18 protein-coding genes are annotated in these 15,629 nt (G+C 67.8%); 4 read left to right on the plus strand and 14 right to left on the minus strand.

Annotated elements, in window-relative coordinates:
• Nucleotides 1-126 precede the first annotated feature (126 nt).
• The gene (locus ESP57_RS16570; protein WP_056014018.1) at nucleotides 127-609 is read left to right on the plus strand and encodes an Lrp/AsnC family transcriptional regulator; all 483 of its coding nucleotides are present in this window, start codon (nucleotides 127-129) and stop codon (nucleotides 607-609) included.
• Between the two features lie 33 nt (nucleotides 610-642).
• Nucleotides 643-2,031, plus strand: a complete 1,389-nt coding sequence (locus tag ESP57_RS16575; protein WP_056014022.1) for an aspartate aminotransferase family protein — start codon at nucleotides 643-645, stop codon at nucleotides 2,029-2,031.
• A gap of 97 nt (nucleotides 2,032-2,128) precedes the next feature.
• Here the strand turns inward: ESP57_RS16575 and ESP57_RS16580 are convergent, their stop codons facing one another.
• Complete coding sequence (locus ESP57_RS16580; protein WP_129232312.1) at nucleotides 2,129-3,271, minus strand: DUF4192 family protein; 1,143 nt, start codon at nucleotides 3,269-3,271, stop codon at nucleotides 2,129-2,131.
• Between the two features lie 189 nt (nucleotides 3,272-3,460).
• On the opposite strand from ESP57_RS16580, the gene ESP57_RS18640 reads away from it, so the two are divergent.
• The gene (locus ESP57_RS18640; protein ID WP_129232313.1) at nucleotides 3,461-3,952 is read left to right on the plus strand and encodes a methylated-DNA--[protein]-cysteine S-methyltransferase; all 492 of its coding nucleotides are present in this window, start codon (nucleotides 3,461-3,463) and stop codon (nucleotides 3,950-3,952) included.
• A gap of 5 nt (nucleotides 3,953-3,957) precedes the next feature.
• On the plus strand, nucleotides 3,958-4,548 hold the full coding sequence (locus tag ESP57_RS16590) for a DNA-3-methyladenine glycosylase I (RefSeq protein ID WP_129232504.1): 591 nt from the start codon (nucleotides 3,958-3,960) through the stop codon (nucleotides 4,546-4,548).
• Nucleotides 4,549-4,589: 41 nt separating this feature from the next.
• Here the strand turns inward: ESP57_RS16590 and ESP57_RS16595 are convergent, their stop codons facing one another.
• From ESP57_RS16595 to ESP57_RS16655, 13 genes are all read right to left on the minus strand, one after another.
• Complete coding sequence (locus ESP57_RS16595) at nucleotides 4,590-5,351, minus strand: YaaA family protein (RefSeq protein WP_129232314.1); 762 nt, start codon at nucleotides 5,349-5,351, stop codon at nucleotides 4,590-4,592.
• Nucleotides 5,351-5,923, minus strand: coding sequence for a P-loop nucleotide/nucleoside kinase family protein (locus ESP57_RS16600; RefSeq protein ID WP_056014036.1), 573 nt, complete (start codon nucleotides 5,921-5,923; stop codon nucleotides 5,351-5,353). The genes ESP57_RS16595 and ESP57_RS16600 overlap by 1 nt, the downstream gene beginning before the upstream one ends.
• Nucleotides 5,924-5,933: 10 nt before the next feature.
• Nucleotides 5,934-6,194 carry a F0F1 ATP synthase subunit epsilon gene (locus ESP57_RS16605; protein ID WP_056014040.1) on the minus strand — a complete coding sequence of 87 codons (261 nt, stop codon included), beginning with the start codon at nucleotides 6,192-6,194 and terminating at the stop codon, nucleotides 5,934-5,936.
• Between the two features lie 2 nt (nucleotides 6,195-6,196).
• Nucleotides 6,197-7,660 carry a F0F1 ATP synthase subunit beta gene (gene atpD, locus ESP57_RS16610; RefSeq protein ID WP_056014043.1) on the minus strand — a complete coding sequence of 488 codons (1,464 nt, stop codon included), beginning with the start codon at nucleotides 7,658-7,660 and terminating at the stop codon, nucleotides 6,197-6,199.
• Nucleotides 7,661-7,683: 23 nt separating this feature from the next.
• Entirely contained in the window at nucleotides 7,684-8,592 is a 909-nt protein-coding gene (locus tag ESP57_RS16615) for a F0F1 ATP synthase subunit gamma (RefSeq protein WP_129232315.1), read from the minus strand.
• Between the two features lie 94 nt (nucleotides 8,593-8,686).
• Complete coding sequence (gene atpA, locus ESP57_RS16620) at nucleotides 8,687-10,327, minus strand: F0F1 ATP synthase subunit alpha (RefSeq protein ID WP_056014050.1); 1,641 nt, start codon at nucleotides 10,325-10,327, stop codon at nucleotides 8,687-8,689.
• A gap of 77 nt (nucleotides 10,328-10,404) precedes the next feature.
• Entirely contained in the window at nucleotides 10,405-11,199 is a 795-nt protein-coding gene (locus ESP57_RS16625; protein ID WP_056014053.1) for a F0F1 ATP synthase subunit delta, read from the minus strand.
• Nucleotides 11,200-11,202: 3 nt separating this feature from the next.
• Complete coding sequence (locus ESP57_RS16630) at nucleotides 11,203-11,766, minus strand: F0F1 ATP synthase subunit B (RefSeq protein WP_056014062.1); 564 nt, start codon at nucleotides 11,764-11,766, stop codon at nucleotides 11,203-11,205.
• Nucleotides 11,767-11,794: 28 nt separating this feature from the next.
• Nucleotides 11,795-12,028 carry an ATP synthase F0 subunit C gene (gene atpE, locus ESP57_RS16635; RefSeq protein WP_022888426.1) on the minus strand — a complete coding sequence of 78 codons (234 nt, stop codon included), beginning with the start codon at nucleotides 12,026-12,028 and terminating at the stop codon, nucleotides 11,795-11,797.
• A gap of 45 nt (nucleotides 12,029-12,073) precedes the next feature.
• Nucleotides 12,074-12,853, minus strand: a complete 780-nt coding sequence (gene atpB, locus ESP57_RS16640; protein ID WP_235507795.1) for a F0F1 ATP synthase subunit A — start codon at nucleotides 12,851-12,853, stop codon at nucleotides 12,074-12,076.
• A gap of 181 nt (nucleotides 12,854-13,034) precedes the next feature.
• A complete protein-coding gene (locus ESP57_RS16645; RefSeq protein WP_056014070.1) occupies nucleotides 13,035-13,511 on the minus strand; it encodes a Cg1360 family ATP-synthase-associated protein in 477 nt (158 codons plus the stop codon).
• Nucleotides 13,508-14,836 (minus strand): MraY family glycosyltransferase, encoded by a 1,329-nt coding sequence (locus tag ESP57_RS16650; protein WP_082571612.1) that lies wholly within the window; start codon nucleotides 14,834-14,836, stop codon nucleotides 13,508-13,510. Before ESP57_RS16650 ends, ESP57_RS16645 begins: the two co-directional genes overlap by 4 nt.
• Nucleotides 14,833-15,624 carry an L-threonylcarbamoyladenylate synthase gene (locus ESP57_RS16655; protein ID WP_129232316.1) on the minus strand — a complete coding sequence of 264 codons (792 nt, stop codon included), beginning with the start codon at nucleotides 15,622-15,624 and terminating at the stop codon, nucleotides 14,833-14,835. Before ESP57_RS16655 ends, ESP57_RS16650 begins: the two co-directional genes overlap by 4 nt.
• Nucleotides 15,625-15,629: the final 5 nt, after the last annotated feature.

The raw sequence follows: 15,629 nt of genomic DNA on the forward strand, positions 1-15,629 counted from the left end.
CCGACGATCGTCGGCCAGACGGGTTCCGTCGCGAAATCTCGACGATTGCTGTGGATTCAGTTGATTTGGAACCAGAATTCAACGGAATCGCTTGCACGAGGCATCGGTCACTGTCACAATCGTGCCATGACGAACAACGGGCGTTCCTCGCAGCCCCGGCCTGTGCAGCTCGACGACGTTTCCAAGGCGATCATCGAGCAGCTCCAGGCCGACGGGCGCCGCTCCTATGCGGATGTCGGCAAGGCCGTCGGACTGTCCGAAGCCGCTGTGCGGCAGCGCGTCCAGCGGCTCACCGAGTCGGGCGTCATGCAGATCGTCGCGGTGACCGACCCGATGCAGCTCGGCTTCACGACGCAGGCCATGATCGGCATCCGCACCACGGGAGACACCCGTGTCGTCGCGGCGCGACTCGCCGAGATCCCCGAGATCGACTACGTCGTGCTCACGGCCGGCAGCTTCGACGTGATGGCCGAGGTCGTCTGCGAGAACGACGACGAGCTGCTCGACCTGCTCAACACCCGCATCCGCGTCGTCGAGGGCGTGCAGTCGACCGAGACGTTCGTCTACCTGAAGCTCCAGAAGCAGTTCTACAACTGGGGCACTCGCTGAGACAGGCGAGTGCTCATCGAGAAAGGGAATGGCATGACCGGAACGGTCTATGACAACGATGCGCTGCAGCAGAAGGCGAAGGATCATCTCTGGATGCACTTCTCCCGGCAGTCCACGATGGAGACGTCGGGGGTGCCGATCATCACCCGCGGAAAGGGCCACCACGTCTACGACGTGCAGGGGCGCGAGTACTTCGACGGGCTCGCGGGCCTCTTCGTCGTGAACGCGGGCCACGGGCGCGCGCGCCTCGCCGAGGTCGCCGCGAAGCAGGCCGAGCAGCTCGCCTTCTTCCCGATCTGGTCGTACGCCCACCCGTCGGCGATCGAGCTGGCCGATCGGCTCGCGGGGTATGCACCCGGCGATCTGAACCGGGTGTTCTTCTCGACCGGTGGCGGCGAGGCCGTCGAGACGGCGTTCAAGCTCGCGAAGTACTACTGGAAGCTCCAGGGCCGCCCCACGAAGCACAAGGTGATCTCGCGTTCGGTGGCCTACCACGGCACCCCGCAGGGCGCCCTCGCGATCACCGGCATCCCCGGCATGAAGGAGATGTTCGAGCCGGTGACCCCCGGCGGCTTCCGCGTGCCGAACACGAACTTCTACCGGGCCGCCGAGATGGGCGCCCCGGCCGACGACCTCGAGGCCTTCGGTCTCTGGGCCGCGAACCGCATCGAGGAGATGATCCTCTTCGAGGGCCCCGAGACGGTCGCCGCCGTGTTCCTCGAGCCGGTGCAGAACTCGGGCGGCTGCTTCCCGCCGCCCCCCGGCTACTTCAAGCGCGTGCGCGAGATCTGCGACCAGTACGACGTGCTGCTCGTCTCCGACGAGGTCATCTGCGCGTTCGGCCGCCTCGGGCACATGTTCGCGTGCGACGCCTACGGCTACGAGCCCGACATGATCACGTGCGCGAAGGCCATGACATCGGGTTACTCCCCCATCGGCGCGACGATCGTCTCCGAGAAGATCTACGCTCCCTTCGCCGAGGGCAACACGTCGTTCTACCACGGCTACACCTTCGGCGGTCACCCGGTCTCCGCCGCGGTCGCGCTCGAGAACCTCGACATCTTCGAGGAGGAGGGGCTCAACGAGCGCGTTCGCGAGAACTCGCCGCTGTTCCGCGCCGAGCTCGAGAAGCTGCTCGACCTGCCGATCGTCGGCGATGTGCGCGGCGACGGCTACTTCTTCGGCATCGAGCTCGTGAAGGACAAGGAGACCCGCGAGACGTTCGATGACGACGAGTCCGAGCGGCTGCTCCGCGGGTTCCTGTCGAAGGCGCTGTTCGACGCCGGCCTGTACTGCCGTGCCGACGACCGCGGCGACCCTGTGATCCAGCTCGCGCCGCCGCTCACGATCGGTCCGGCCGAGTTCGCAGAGATCGAGCAGAAGCTGCGCGGAGTGCTGACCGAGGCATCCAACCGCCTCTGACGACCGAAGCTCGCCCGACGGGTGTCCCATGGGGATCCTCCGTCGGGCGAGCTGCACGACCTCGCCTCTCGCCCGCTCATCGTGCCGTCGGTGGAGGTCACCGGCCGCTGAACGCCCACTCGGGCAGCGTGCCACTGCCGATGAGTGCCGCGAGCAGGCCCGCCATCGAGTGCCCGGGATCGAGCTCGATCGCGCGGTCGATGAACGCTCCCGCCGCCGAGCCGCGGCCGAGCGACCACGAGAGCCAGGCCGCGATGCAGAGCGGTCCGACACGATGGGCCGGCGGCGCATTCGCGATCGCGCGGCGCAGTACCGCGAGGGCCCGTTCCACGCGGCCGGCATCGGGACGCAACTGCGAGTGGCCGATCATCAGGCGAGAGAGCATCTCGCTCATCTCGCACGTCGTGCCGCTCGCCAGTTCCCGCACGACGAGTCCGTCGATCGTCTCATCGTGCTCGGCCGCGCGCTCGGCCGTGGCGATCGCATCGTCATGGGCCGCCTCGCCGACCAGTGCTCCGAAGGCCACCTGCAGCATCATCGCGTCGCGTACGGCGGGAACGGAGGCGAGGTGGAGGAACCAGGCCAGGCGGAGCGGCGGATGCAGTGCGTCGCGTGCGACGAGCGACTCCACGAGCGCCACCGGGTCGCCGTCGGCGCCGAGCCGCCGCAGCGCGTCCTCGCGCCCGCGACCGGCGAGCTGACCGAGCGCCTCGGCGATGGGACCGGCGACGTCGGGTTCCTCACGTGGCAGCGCTGCACTCGCGGACGGCGAGGCCGCGACCTCGCGAACATCGCCGGCGAGCGATGCCACGGGGCTCTCGTCGATGAGCGCGAGCGGATGTCCCGCTGCGGGCGTCGTCGGGTCGAGCAGGGAACCCCACCCGTCGGCTGCCCGGCACAGCGCATCCCGCACGAGGAATCCCGCCTCCTCGGCCCGGGCGGTCAGCATTCCGAGCAGCGCGCGTTGCGGCATCCCGCGGCCAGTGCCGAACCGGGCCGCCGTGTACACGATCGGCACGACGGCGTCGACGCCCGGCATGCGGCACATCGTGCCGATGACCGATGCGACGAGCGGGGCGCGATCACGCACCAGCCGTGGCAGGTCGTAGCGCAGGACCCCTGCCGTGCGGTTGCCGCTGAAGGCCACGCAGACGAGGGACCGCTGGGGATGGAAGCCGGCCAGCGACGGGACGAGGGCGAGGAAGTCGTGCGCCGCTTCGGCGCGGATGATGGTGGTCATGCGCCGAGCGTGCGTCTTCGCCGGGCCGCTCCGGCGGAGTCGGCGACGATCGGTATCCGGTCGCGCCGCGGCGGCCGATGTGGAGGAGGAGTGGGACCGACTCGTCCTCCACAACCCGGGGATACCCGGGGAGTCCGCGATGTCCGATTCCCGCGAGCCGGTGTCGCACGCCGGGGTTACGCTCGAATCATGACGAACGTGCACCTCATCCGCCTCGACAGCCCGATCGGGCGTCTCGAACTCGTCGCCGATGACGAGGCCGTCACGAGCCTCTCCATCGAGAGCGGCGGCATGCTCCCCCACGATGACGCTCCAGAACACCCCAACGACGTGCTCCGCACCGCTCGCGACCAGCTCGTCGAGTACTTCGCGGGGCAGCGCCTCGACTTCGACGTGCCGGTGCGGCTCACCGGCACCCCGTTCCAGCAGGCCGTCTGGGCCGAGCTCGAGCGCCTCCAATGGGGCGAGGCGACCTCCTACGGCGCGCTCGCCGCCGCGGTCGGCAAGCCGGGTTCGGCCAGAGCCATCGGCGGCGCCGTCGGCGCGAACCCCGTGCCGATCCTCGTGGGCTGCCACCGAGTGCTCGCGAGCGACGGCCGCATCACCGGCTACTCCGGCGGCGAGGGCGTTCCCACGAAGCTCTGGCTGCTCGGTCACGAGCAGATCGGGTTCGCCGCGTGAGCGTCATCCCCAGACCCGAGATCATCGTCGGAGACGACGGACTCGCACGGTGCGGGTGGGGAGCCGTCGATCCCGAGTACCGTCGCTACCACGACGAGGAGTGGGGCACGCCCCAGCACGATCCGGTGCGACTCTTCGAGAAGGTCTGCCTCGAGGGCTTCCAGGCAGGTCTCTCGTGGATCACGATCCTCCGGCGCCGTCCGGCCTTCCGCGAGGTGTTCCACGGGTTCGATGCCCGGCGCATCGCCGTCATGACCGACGACGACGTCACCCGCCTGCTCGGCGACGAGCGCATCATCCGGCACCGCGGCAAGATCGAGGCGACGATCCAGAATGCCCGGGCCACCCTCGACCTCGACCTGCCGATCGACGAACTGCTCTGGAGCTTCGCACCGCGACCCGGCTCGGTCGCACCGTCGACCTTCGCGGAGGTCCCCGCCACGACGCCCGAGTCGACTGCAATGAGCAAGGAACTGCGCCGACGCGGATTCCGCTTCGTGGGGCCGACGACGATGTACGCGCTCATGCAGGCGTCGGGCATGGTCGACGACCATCTCGCGGCCTGTCATCGTTCGGCCCGGACCGCCGCGGCGTAACCCGATCGCCGATCCGCGCGCCGTTCCAGGCCCGGCCGCGGTCAGGCGACGAGTTCGAGTTCGCGAACGCCTGCGGCGTCCCGTTCCGGGCCGAGCGTGAGCGAGAAGCCCGCGGCGTGCGCCCACTCGATGAGTTCGTCGACCGACGCGATCTGAGGCCTGGCCGTCAACACGGCACGGGTGAAGAGCCCCTTCGCGCGCTTGTTGAAGTGGTTCAGTGCTCGTCGCCGACCGGAACCATCGACCGAGACCACCCGGACGAACGCCGATTCCGCGCGCTCGGGAGCGGGCCCGAGGTCGACGTAGGCCTCGGAACGAAGATCGAGGACGACCCCGGACTCCCTCGCGAGTTCGGTCGCTATCGCGTCGCGCCAGAGCGCCTTCAGCCGGATCGCCGGCAGGCGCGAATCGTGGGAGAGCCGGTACGCCGGGATCGGGTCCATCGCCCCGAGCAATCCGAAGAGTGCCGAGTGCACGACGACGTGGTCAGCGGCATACGACCGTGCGTCGTCGTCGAGCGTGGGGGCATCGAGCGCATCGAAGAGGACGCCGGTGTAGCGATCGATCGCCGGCATCGTCGGAGACTGGAGCACATCGCGATTGCGGTCGACCTCGTTTCCCTGCCGGGGGCCGAGCTTGAGTGCCCGCATCATGTCGTCGGGCTCGAGCGCCAGCTCCGCCACCGCGGCGGTCGTGATCGTTCGGATCGAGGTGAGCGAGGCGAATGAGAGCTGCTCCAGGTCGAGCGCGGCATCGATGCCGCCGTCGCGTTTGGTCTCGGACGGCGGGAGGAGCAGCCGCACTACGAGCCGATGAAGGCGAGGGCCGCGTCGACGTTCGAGCCGAGCGATCCGATGCTGTCGATCGTGACACGCGGCAGGGCCGACGACGGTCCGGTCCAGGCCGCATACCCCTCGAGGCTCTGCTCCACGGCGCGCCAGGTCGTCTCCTCGAGGTGCGGGAGCTTGCGCTCGCGCTTCTCGAGGCGCGAGCGGTGCAGTGCTTCGTCGGAGCACACGACCTCGATGACCCGAAGGCGCACATCGGCACGCTCCGCGAGGTCGCGCCACTGCAGACGAGCAGCCTCACCCGCATTGACCGCGTCGACGATCACCGTACGACCCGAGTCGAGTTCCTTCTCGGCGATCTCCTCGGCCACGAGGTAGGCGGCGAGACCGGTCGGCTGGTCGGCATCGATGCCGGCCCGCAGGATCGCGGACTCGATCGGGTCGACGGACACGACCGTGGCGCCGAGCCGGGCGCCGATGATCTCACCGATCGTCGACTTTCCCGCACCCGGCAACCCGGCCATGACGATGAGCTGGGTGACACTCAGGTCACCGAACTGGCGTTCGATCGGCTGCTCCCCCTGCATCCGCTCCCCCTCAGACGAGCTCGGCGCGGGACGCGACGACCTGCACCGCGTTCGCCTGCACCGACAGGAATCCGTCGTCGGCATTGGCGGTGATCTTCTCGCCGCCGGGCAGAGTGACCCGCACTTCGCCGCCGGCGAGGATCGCGAGCATCGGCTCGTGACCCGGCAGGATGCCGATCTCGCCTTCGACGGTGCGTGCCACCACCATGGTCGCCTCGCCCGACCAGACCTGCTGGTCGGCCGAGACGACACTCACGTTGAGGCTGGCCATGCTCAGCCGTTCTCCTTCTGGATCTGCGCCCACTTCTCTTCGACGTCGGAGATGCCGCCGACGTTGAAGAAGGCCTGCTCGGCCACGTGGTCGAACTCGCCCTTGGCGATCGCGTCGAACGACTCGATCGTGTCCTTGAGCGGAACCGTCGAGCCCTCGACACCGGTGAACTTCTTCGCCATGTAGGTGTTCTGAGAGAGGAACTGCTCGATACGGCGCGCACGCGACACCGTGATCTTGTCTTCCTCGGAGAGCTCGTCGACACCGAGGATCGCGATGATCTCCTGCAGTTCCTTGTTCTTCTGGAGGATCTGCTTGACCGTGGTGGCGACGCGGTAGTGGTCCTCGCCCAGGTAACGGGGGTCGAGGATGCGCGAGGTCGAGGTCAGCGGGTCGACGGCCGGGTAGAGGCCCTTCGACGCGATCGCACGCGACAGCTCGGTCGTGGCGTCGAGGTGCGCGAAGGTGGTCGCCGGCGCCGGGTCGGTGTAGTCGTCGGCGGGAACGTAGATCGCCTGCAGCGAGGTGATCGAGTGTCCGCGCGTCGAGGTGATGCGCTCCTGCAGGACGCCCATCTCGTCGGCGAGGTTGGGCTGGTAGCCCACGGCCGACGGCATGCGGCCGAGGAGGGTCGAAACCTCGGAACCGGCCTGCGTGAACCGGAAGATGTTGTCGATGAAGAGCAGGACGTCCTGCTTCTGCACATCGCGGAAGTACTCCGCCATGGTCAGGGCCGACAGGGCGACGCGGAGACGAGTTCCCGGCGGCTCGTCCATCTGGCCGAAGACGAGGGCGGTCTTGTCGAAGACGCCCGCCTCCTCCATCTCGTGGATGAGGTCGTTGCCCTCACGGGTGCGCTCGCCGACACCGGCGAACACCGACACACCACCGTGGTCCTGCGCGACGCGCTGGATCATCTCCTGGATGAGGACGGTCTTGCCGACACCGGCACCACCGAAGAGGCCGATCTTGCCACCCTGCACGTACGGCGTCAGGAGGTCGATGACCTTGATGCCGGTCTCGAACATGGAGGTCTTCGACTCGAGCTGGTCGAAGGCCGGAGCCTTGCGGTGGATCGGCCAACGCTCGGTGATCTCGATCTGCTCGCCGGGAGCCGCGTTCAGCACCTCGCCGATGACGTTGAAGACCTTGCCCTTGGTGACGTCGCCGACGGGAACCGAGATCGAGGCGCCCGTGTCGGTGACCTCCTGGCCACGAACCAGACCGTCGGTCGGGTTGAGGGCGATCGCGCGGACCAGGTCGTCACCGAGGTGCTGTGCGACCTCGAGCGTCAGCACCGTGGTGTTGCCGTCGATGGTGATCTCGGTCTTCAGCGCGTTGTAGATCGGGGGGATCGAGTCGTGCGGGAACTCGATGTCGACGACGGGGCCGGTGACCCGGGCGACGCGGCCGACGGCGCCGGCCACAGGCGCGGCCGCGGCCGGGGCGGTAGCGGTGTCAGTCATGTGTTCTCTCTCTTCGTAAGGGGCTACTTGGCGGACGACAGCGCGTCAGCGCCGCCCACGATCTCGGAAATCTGCTGGGTGATCTCGGACTGGCGCGCATTGTTCGCCAGACGCGTGTAGTCGGTGATGAGCTTGTCGGCGTTGTCGCTGGCCGACTTCATCGCCTTCTGCGTGGCAGCGTGCTTCGCCGCCGACGACTGCAGCATCGCGTTGTAGATGCGGCTCTCGATGTAGACCGGCAGGAGGCCGTCGAGGACGGTCTCGGCGTCGGGCTCGAACTCGTAGAGCGGGAACACCTCGTGCTTCGTCGAAGCCTCGGGAGCCTCGTCGCTCTCGACGACCTCGAGCGGGAGCAGGCGGGTGACCACCGGAACCTGGGTGATGCGGCTCACGAAGCGGTTGTAGACGATGTGGATCTCGTCGACGCCGCCGTCGGCGGCGTCCCGCAGGAACGCCTCGAGCACGGCGTCGGCGATCTCCTTCGCCGTGTCGAAGTCGGGGTTGTCGGTGCCGCCGATCCAGCTGCGCTCGAAGGCGCGGTGCCGGAAGTTGAAGTAGCCGACGGACTTGCGCCCGACGAGGAAGTACTCGACCGCCTTGCCCTGGCTCTTCAGGAGCTCGGTGAGCTCCTCTGCTTCACGCAGCACCTGCGAGTTGAACGCACCGGCGAGGCCGCGGTCGGACGTGAAGATCACGATCGCAGCGCGATCGATGCGCTCCGGCTCGGTCGTCAGCACGTGTGCCACGTTCGAGTAGCTCGCAACGGCCGAGACTGCGCGAGTGATGGCGGTCGAATACGGCTCCGACGCCGCAACGCGCGCCTGAGCCTTCTGGATCCGCGAGGCGGAGATGAGCTCCATCGCCCGCGTGATCTTCTTGGTCGTCTGGGCAGATTTGATCTTCTGCCGGTAGACCCGAAGCTGCGCTCCCATGTTTCTCCTGTGTCCTGTCTTCCTGGTACTGAGGCTCTCGACTCGACCCCGTGAGGTCAGTTCCCGTCGAGAGCCTCAGGGAACCTCGGAATGACTAGCGGCGACCCTTGACGATCTTCTCCTGGACGACCTCTTCTTCAGCGATCGCCTCGAACTGCTCGGAACCGACCGAGGCGAGCGGCTTGCCCTCGCCGGTCTGGAACTCGAGCTTGAACGTGTCGACTGCCGTCGCGAGTTCGGCCGCGGTCTCGTCGGAGAGCACGTTCGTCTCGCGCAACGAGTCGAGCACCTTGGTGTTGCGGGCGAGGAAGTCGTGCAGCTCGCTCTCGAACCGGAGGATGTCTTCGACCGGCACCTCGTCGAGCTTGCCGTTGGTTCCGGCCCAGATCGAGACGACCTGCTTCTCGACGGACATCGGCGAGTACTGCGGCTGCTTGAGCAGCTCGGTGAGGCGTGCGCCTCGGGCGAGCTGACGGCGGCTGGCAGCGTCGAGGTCGGATGCGAACATCGCGAACGCCTCGAGCGAGCGGTACTGCGCGAGCTCGAGCTTCAGCGTGCCGGAGACCTTCTTGATCGACTTGACCTGTGCGTCACCGCCGACTCGGGAGACCGAGATGCCGACGTCGACAGCAGGGCGCTGGTTCGAGTTGAACAGGTCGGACTGGAGGAAGATCTGGCCGTCGGTGATCGAGATCACGTTGGTCGGGATGTACGCCGAGACGTCGTTCGCCTTCGTCTCGATGATCGGCAGGCCCGTCATCGAGCCGGCGCCCAGCTCGTCGGAGAGCTTCGCGCAACGCTCGAGCAGACGCGAGTGCAGGTAGAAGACGTCACCGGGGTACGCCTCGCGTCCCGGCGGACGACGCAGGAGCAGCGACACGGCGCGGTAGGCCTCGGCCTGCTTCGACAGGTCGTCGAAGATGATGAGGACGTGCTTGGAGTCGTACATCCAGTGCTGGCCGATCGCCGAGCCGGTGTACGGAGCCAGGTACTTGAAGCCGGCCGGGTCGGAGGCGGGAGCCGCGACGATGGTGGTGTACTCCATGGCTCCGGCGTCTTCGAGCGCGCCCTTCACCGAGGCGATGGTCGAGCCCTTCTGGCCGACTGCGACGTAGATGCAGCGAACCTGCTTCGACGGGTCGCCGGTCTCCCAGTTGGCCTTCTGGTTGATGATCGTGTCGATCGCGATGGCCGTCTTACCGGTCTGGCGGTCGCCGATGATGAGCTGACGCTGGCCGCGGCCGACGGGGATCATCGCGTCGATGGCCTTGATGCCGGTCTGCAGCGGCTCGTGCACCGACTTGCGCTGCATGACGCCGGGCGCCTGCAGCTCGAGGGCACGACGGCCCTCGATGCCGGTGATCTCGCCGAGGCCGTCGATCGGGTGGCCGAGCGGGTCGACGACGCGGCCGAGGTAGCCCTCGCCGACGGGGACGGAGAGGACCTCGCCGGTGCGGGTCACCTCCATGCCCTCTTCGATGCCGGTGAACTCGCCGAGCACGACGACGCCGATCTCGTCTTCGTCGAGGTTCTGCGCGAGACCGAGCGTGCCGTCCGCGAAGCGGATCAGCTCGTTCGCCATGACCGAGGGAAGACCTTCGACGTGCGCGATGCCGTCGCCGGCGTCGGTGACGTACCCGACCTCGGTCTTCTCCGCCTGTCCCGGCTCGTACGACGAGACGAACTCCGAGAGAGCCGAACGGATCTCGTCGGGGCTGATGGTGAGTTCTGCCATTGTCTTTTCCCTTTTTCTGTACCGGTTGTACAGCTACTGGTGTGTCACGGCGCGGACGCCGGTCGATTCAACCGGCGTCAGCCGGCAAGCTTCTGCCGCAGCGAACTGAGGCGCGAGGCGACGCTGCCGTCGATGACGTCGTCGCCGATCTGCACGCGGATCCCGCCGAGCACGGCGGGGTCGACGATGGTGTCGAAGCGGACACGGCGGCCCGCCTGGACGGCGAGGCCCTGCTCGAGCCGGCCCAGCTGGGCGGCGGTGAGCGGAACCGCGCTCGTGACCGTCGCGATGTCGAATCCGCGCTGGTCTGCGACGACGGATGCCCCGTGCCGGAGCAGCTCGCCGATGCGGCGACCGCGAGGCTGCTGCACGAGGTGCCGCACGATCACGACCGCCTGCGGCGATGCCTTGCCGACGAGGAGCCGGTCGACGATCTTCGTCTTCGCATCGGTCTCGCCGAGCTTCGACCCGAGCGCGAGCTCGAGCTCGGCATCTCCGGCGACCGCACGCTCGAAGGCGAGCAGTTCGGAGTCGAGGTCGACGGTGTCGGGAGCGGAGTCCGCGGCGACGCGAATGCCGATCTCCTCGATGCCGGCGAGGAAGTCGTCACCCGACGACCACCGGCGCGAAGCCGCGCTCACCAGGAGCGAGGCGGCCTCGGCCGGAATGCGGGAGCCGAACACGGCCTCGACGAGCGCGCGCTTCTGCGCGACATCGGCCTCGGTGTCGATGAGAGCCGTGCGCAGGTGCGCGGACTCGCCGATGACACGGCCGGCGGCGAGGAGGGCCTCGGCGACGGGGAGCTCGGCGCGGCCGAGCTCCGCGAGCGCGGCCTTCGAGCCGGCCATGGCCTCTCTCGTAGCGCTACCCATGGACTACTTCTTCCCTCCGGCGGCGGCCTCGGAGGCCTCCAGTTCGGCGAGGAAGCGGTCGACGACCGCGGTCGCCTTGGCGTCGTCGGTGAGCGACTCGCCGATGACTCCCGATGCGAGGTCGATGGCGAGCGTGCCCACCTCGGAGCGGAGCGAGACGAGTGCCGTCTGGCGCTCCGCCTCGATCTGCGCCTGTGCGCTCGCGGTGACGCGAGCGGCCTCGACGGTTGCGGCGTCCTTGGCCTCGGCGACGATCTTCTTGCTGTCGTCGCGAGCGGTCTCGCGGATGCGACCGGCTTCGGTGCGCGCGTCGGCGAGCTGGGCGGTGTACTCCTCGAGTGCCGCCTCGGCCTTGCGCTGCGCCTCGTCGGCCTTCGCGATGTTGCCCTCGATCGCCTCGCCGCGCTCATCGAGCAGCTTCTGCACGCGCGGGAGCACGTACTTCCAGAAGAAGATGAGGATGATGATGAAGCAGACCGACGACCAGATGATGTCGTACCACTCCGGAATCACCGGGCTGTGGGTCTCGCCACCCTCGGTTGCAGCGCTCAGTACTGCATGAAGCACGTTGGCCTCCTCAGTTGCGGCGAATGGATCAGACGAAGATGAAGTAGGTGGCGATGCCGATGAAGGCGAGCGCCTCGGTGAAGGCGATACCGATCCACATCAGCACCTGGAGGCGGCCGGCCAGCTCGGGCTGACGGGCGACGCCCTCGATCGTCTTGCCGACGACGATGCCGACGCCGATGGCCGGGCCGATGGCCGCGAGGCCGTAGCCGACCGTCGCGATGTTGCCGTTGATCTCAGCGAGAACGGTGGTTGCGTCCACGTTGGGTTTCCTTTCCTAGGGAATGTTCTGGGCGGATGCCCGGGCTCAGTGCTCTTCTGCGACCGCGAGCTGGATGTAGACCGCGGTGAGAAGTGCGAAGACGTACGCCTGCAGGACGGCGACGAGGACCTCGAACAGCGTGAACGCGAGGCCGAAGGCCAGCGTTCCGACGCCGAGCAGGGTCCACCATCCGCTCATCGTCACGACGAAGAACTGCGTCGCCGCGAAGAAGAGGACCAGCAGGAGGTGGCCGACGATCATGTTCATCATGAGTCGGAGCGTGAGGGTGATCGGACGGATGATGAACGTCGAGATGAATTCGATCGGCGTGACGATGATGTACACCGGCCACGGCACACCCGAGGGGAAGAGCGAGTTCTTGAAGAAGTTCTTGGGGCTCTTCTTGACGCCCGCGTAGATGAAGGTGACGTACGCGACGATCGCGAGCACGAGCGGCACGCCGATGACGGAGGTGCCGGCGATGTTCAGGAACGGGATGACACCCGTGAGATTCATGAACAGGATCATGAAGAACATGGTCGTGAGGATCGGCAGGAACCGCTTGCCGTCCTTCTTGCCGAGCAGGTCGTCGGCGATGTTCACGCGCACCATGTCGAGACCCATCTCGACGAGGCTCTGGAACCGCCCGGGCACGACGCTCATGCGACGGGTACCGAGCCAGAACACGAGCAGCAGGGCGATGACCGCGACCCAGCGGACGAGGATGATGCGGTTGATCTCGAAGTTGGTGTCTTCGAAGAGCAGCGGCCCGGGGAAGAATTCGTCGATCGACGGCCCGTGGAAGCCACCATCATCGGTTGACATCGGAACCAGCAGGTTCAGAGCGTTAGCTAGCAGCGCTTTCTCCTGTTTCGGGGCGTGGAGCTCAGCTCTCGCGGCGACGAACATGGACCTCGGCAGCCCGTGCGCGAGCAGGGCAGAACCGTGGGGGGATCCCCATTACTCTAGCAATACTTCGGGCGGCAGACGAATCGCCGAGACCGCCTCAGTCCTCGGTGGGCGCCTTCGGCAGTTCGACATCGCTGACGTAGGGCAGGCGCGACTTCGCGACGACGATCACGTCGACGGCGAGCGAGGCGAGCACGCCCGCGACGAGGCTGAGGAAGAGCGCCGTCGTGTTCAGCCAGTCGGCGTCGCGGAGCACCACGACGAGCACGATGAAGACGATGAACTTCAGGATCCAGCCGCCGAGCACGATGCCGAAGAAGGCCCCGACGAAGAGGTCGCTCGATGCGAAGCGGTTGGCGGCGAGGATGCTCGCGGCGGTGATGCCCATGAACACGACCGCCATGAGCGTGCCGACGAGTGCGCCGAGGAGCCCGGGCACGCCGGCGAGCACGTAGCCGAGGATGGCCCCCACGACGAGGATCACCCCGGCGAGCACACCGCCCCAGATGAGGGCCCGCTTCAGTACGGGGTTCGAGGTCGGCGTGCGGTCGGCTTCGGGGCGTGCGTCGTTCATCGTGCTCCAGGTTCGGGGTCGCTGGATTCTACCGAGCCGTCCTGAGCGGAAGCCGGGCTCCCGGCCGGGTCGAGTGAAGTTTCGTCATCGAGAGCCGGTCCAGCGGATGCCTCCGAGCCCGCCAGTTCGTCGAGCCCCGCGACATCCGCTGCGGGGACCTCGTCGACCGCGACGGCCTCGGCGGCGACGGTGAGTCGCTTGCGGCGCCCGAGCGGAGCGAGGGTGATCACGGCGCAGATGACGAACCCGACGAACAGCGCGAGGATCGCCCAGAGCGAGGAGATCTTGAAGTACACCGGGAACACATAGGTGAGGAGGCATCCGATCGACGCGACCGCGGTCCAGCCGTAGAGGATCAGCACCGCGTGGAGGTGGGAGTGCCCCATGTCGAGCAGGCGGTGATGGAGGTGCTTGCGGTCGGCCGAGAACGGCGACTTGCCGGCACGGAGGCGCCGCATCACCGCGAGCCCGAAGTCGAGCAGCGGGATCACGAGCACCGCGAACGGCAGCAGGATCGGGATGAACGCCGCCACGAACTGGTTGAGTCCGACGCCGGTGGGGTTCAGCTGGCCCGTGACCGCGACGGCGGAGGTGGCCATGAGCAGGCCGATGAGGAGTGCGCCGGCATCACCCATGAAGAGTTTCGCGGGGTGCCAGTTGAGCGGGAGGAAACCGGCGCACGCGCCGACGAGGATGATCGCCACGAGCGAGGCGAGGTTGAAGTAGTTCGTGGGCGAGGTCTGCTGCACGAGCAGGTAGGAGTAGAGGAAGAACACGCCGTTCGCGATGAGGGCGACGCCCGCGACGAGCCCGTCGAGCCCGTCGATGAAGTTGACCGCGTTCATCACCAGCACGATGACGAAGACGGTGATGATCGCGAACATCCACGACGAGCCGACCGTGATGCCGCCGATCGGCAACGACACGATCGAGACGCCCTGCCAGGTGATGAGCCCGGCCGCGAGGAACTGGGCGGCGAGCTTGGTCGTCCAGTCGAGGTCCCAGATGTCGTCGGCGACGCCGACGATCACGATGAGGAGCGCCGCGCCGAGGATCGCGAGGATCTGGCCCGGGTTCTGGAACACGATCGCGATGTTCGAGAACCGCGACGACCCGAGCGTGGAGACGAACGCTGCGGCGCCGAAGGCGATGAGGATCCCGACGAACATCGCGACACCGCCGAGGCGCGGCGTGGGCCGCGTGTGCACGTCGCGCTCGCGGATCTTCGGGTAGAGCTTGTACTTCAGGCTCAGCTTCCAGACGATGATCGATCCGCCGAAGGTCACGAGCGCCGTCAGCAGGGCGATGGCCAGGAAGAGGGTCATGAGGCGGCAGCGTCCCCGTCGCCTGCAGGGGTCGCGGCCTGCGGCGCAGCTGCCGGCTCGGGTGCGGCTTCGGCCTCCGCCTCGGACTCCTGCGCCTCGGGCTCGAGGAGCTCCTCCCCCACGACCGCGGCGATGCGCTCGCGGGAGATCACTCCCGCACGCACGATTCGGAGGCGTCCGCCTTCTCGGGCGAGCGCCGTCGCGTCGACGATCGTCGAGGACGTGTCGCCCTCGCGCTCCCCGATGGCCTCGTACGAGCCGCCCGCCGGGCCGCCGTCGAGGTAGACGGCGACCGAGTCGCCGAGCATCTCTGCGGCGTCTGCCGCGACGGTCGCCGACGGTTCGCCGGAGCGGTTCGCCGACGACACCGCGAGCGGGCCGGTCTCGGCGAGGAGCTCGAGCGCGATCGGGTTCGCCGGCATGCGGAGCGCCACGGTGCCGCGCGTCTCGCCGAGGTCCCACTGCAGCGACGGCTGCGCGTGGAGGATCACGGTCAGCCCGCCGGGCCAGAACTCGCCGACGAGCTGCCGCACGGCAGGCGGTACCTCGCTGGCGAGGGCGTCGAGGGTCGGGATGCCCGGGATGAGCACGGGCGGCGGCGAGGTGCGGTCGCGGCCCTTGGCGTCGAGGAGCCGCGAGACGGCCTTCGGATCGAACGCGTCGGCGGCGACGCCGTAGACGGTGTCGGTGGGGATGACGACGAGTTCCCCCCGCCCGATGGCGCTCCGTGCGAGGCGCATGCCGGTGAGGAGCTCTGAGTCGACCGAACAGTCGTAGATGGCAGTCATGACCT

It is taken from the genome of Agromyces fucosus, from assembly GCF_004134865.1.
GTDB lineage: Bacteria > Actinomycetota > Actinomycetes > Actinomycetales > Microbacteriaceae > Agromyces > Agromyces fucosus.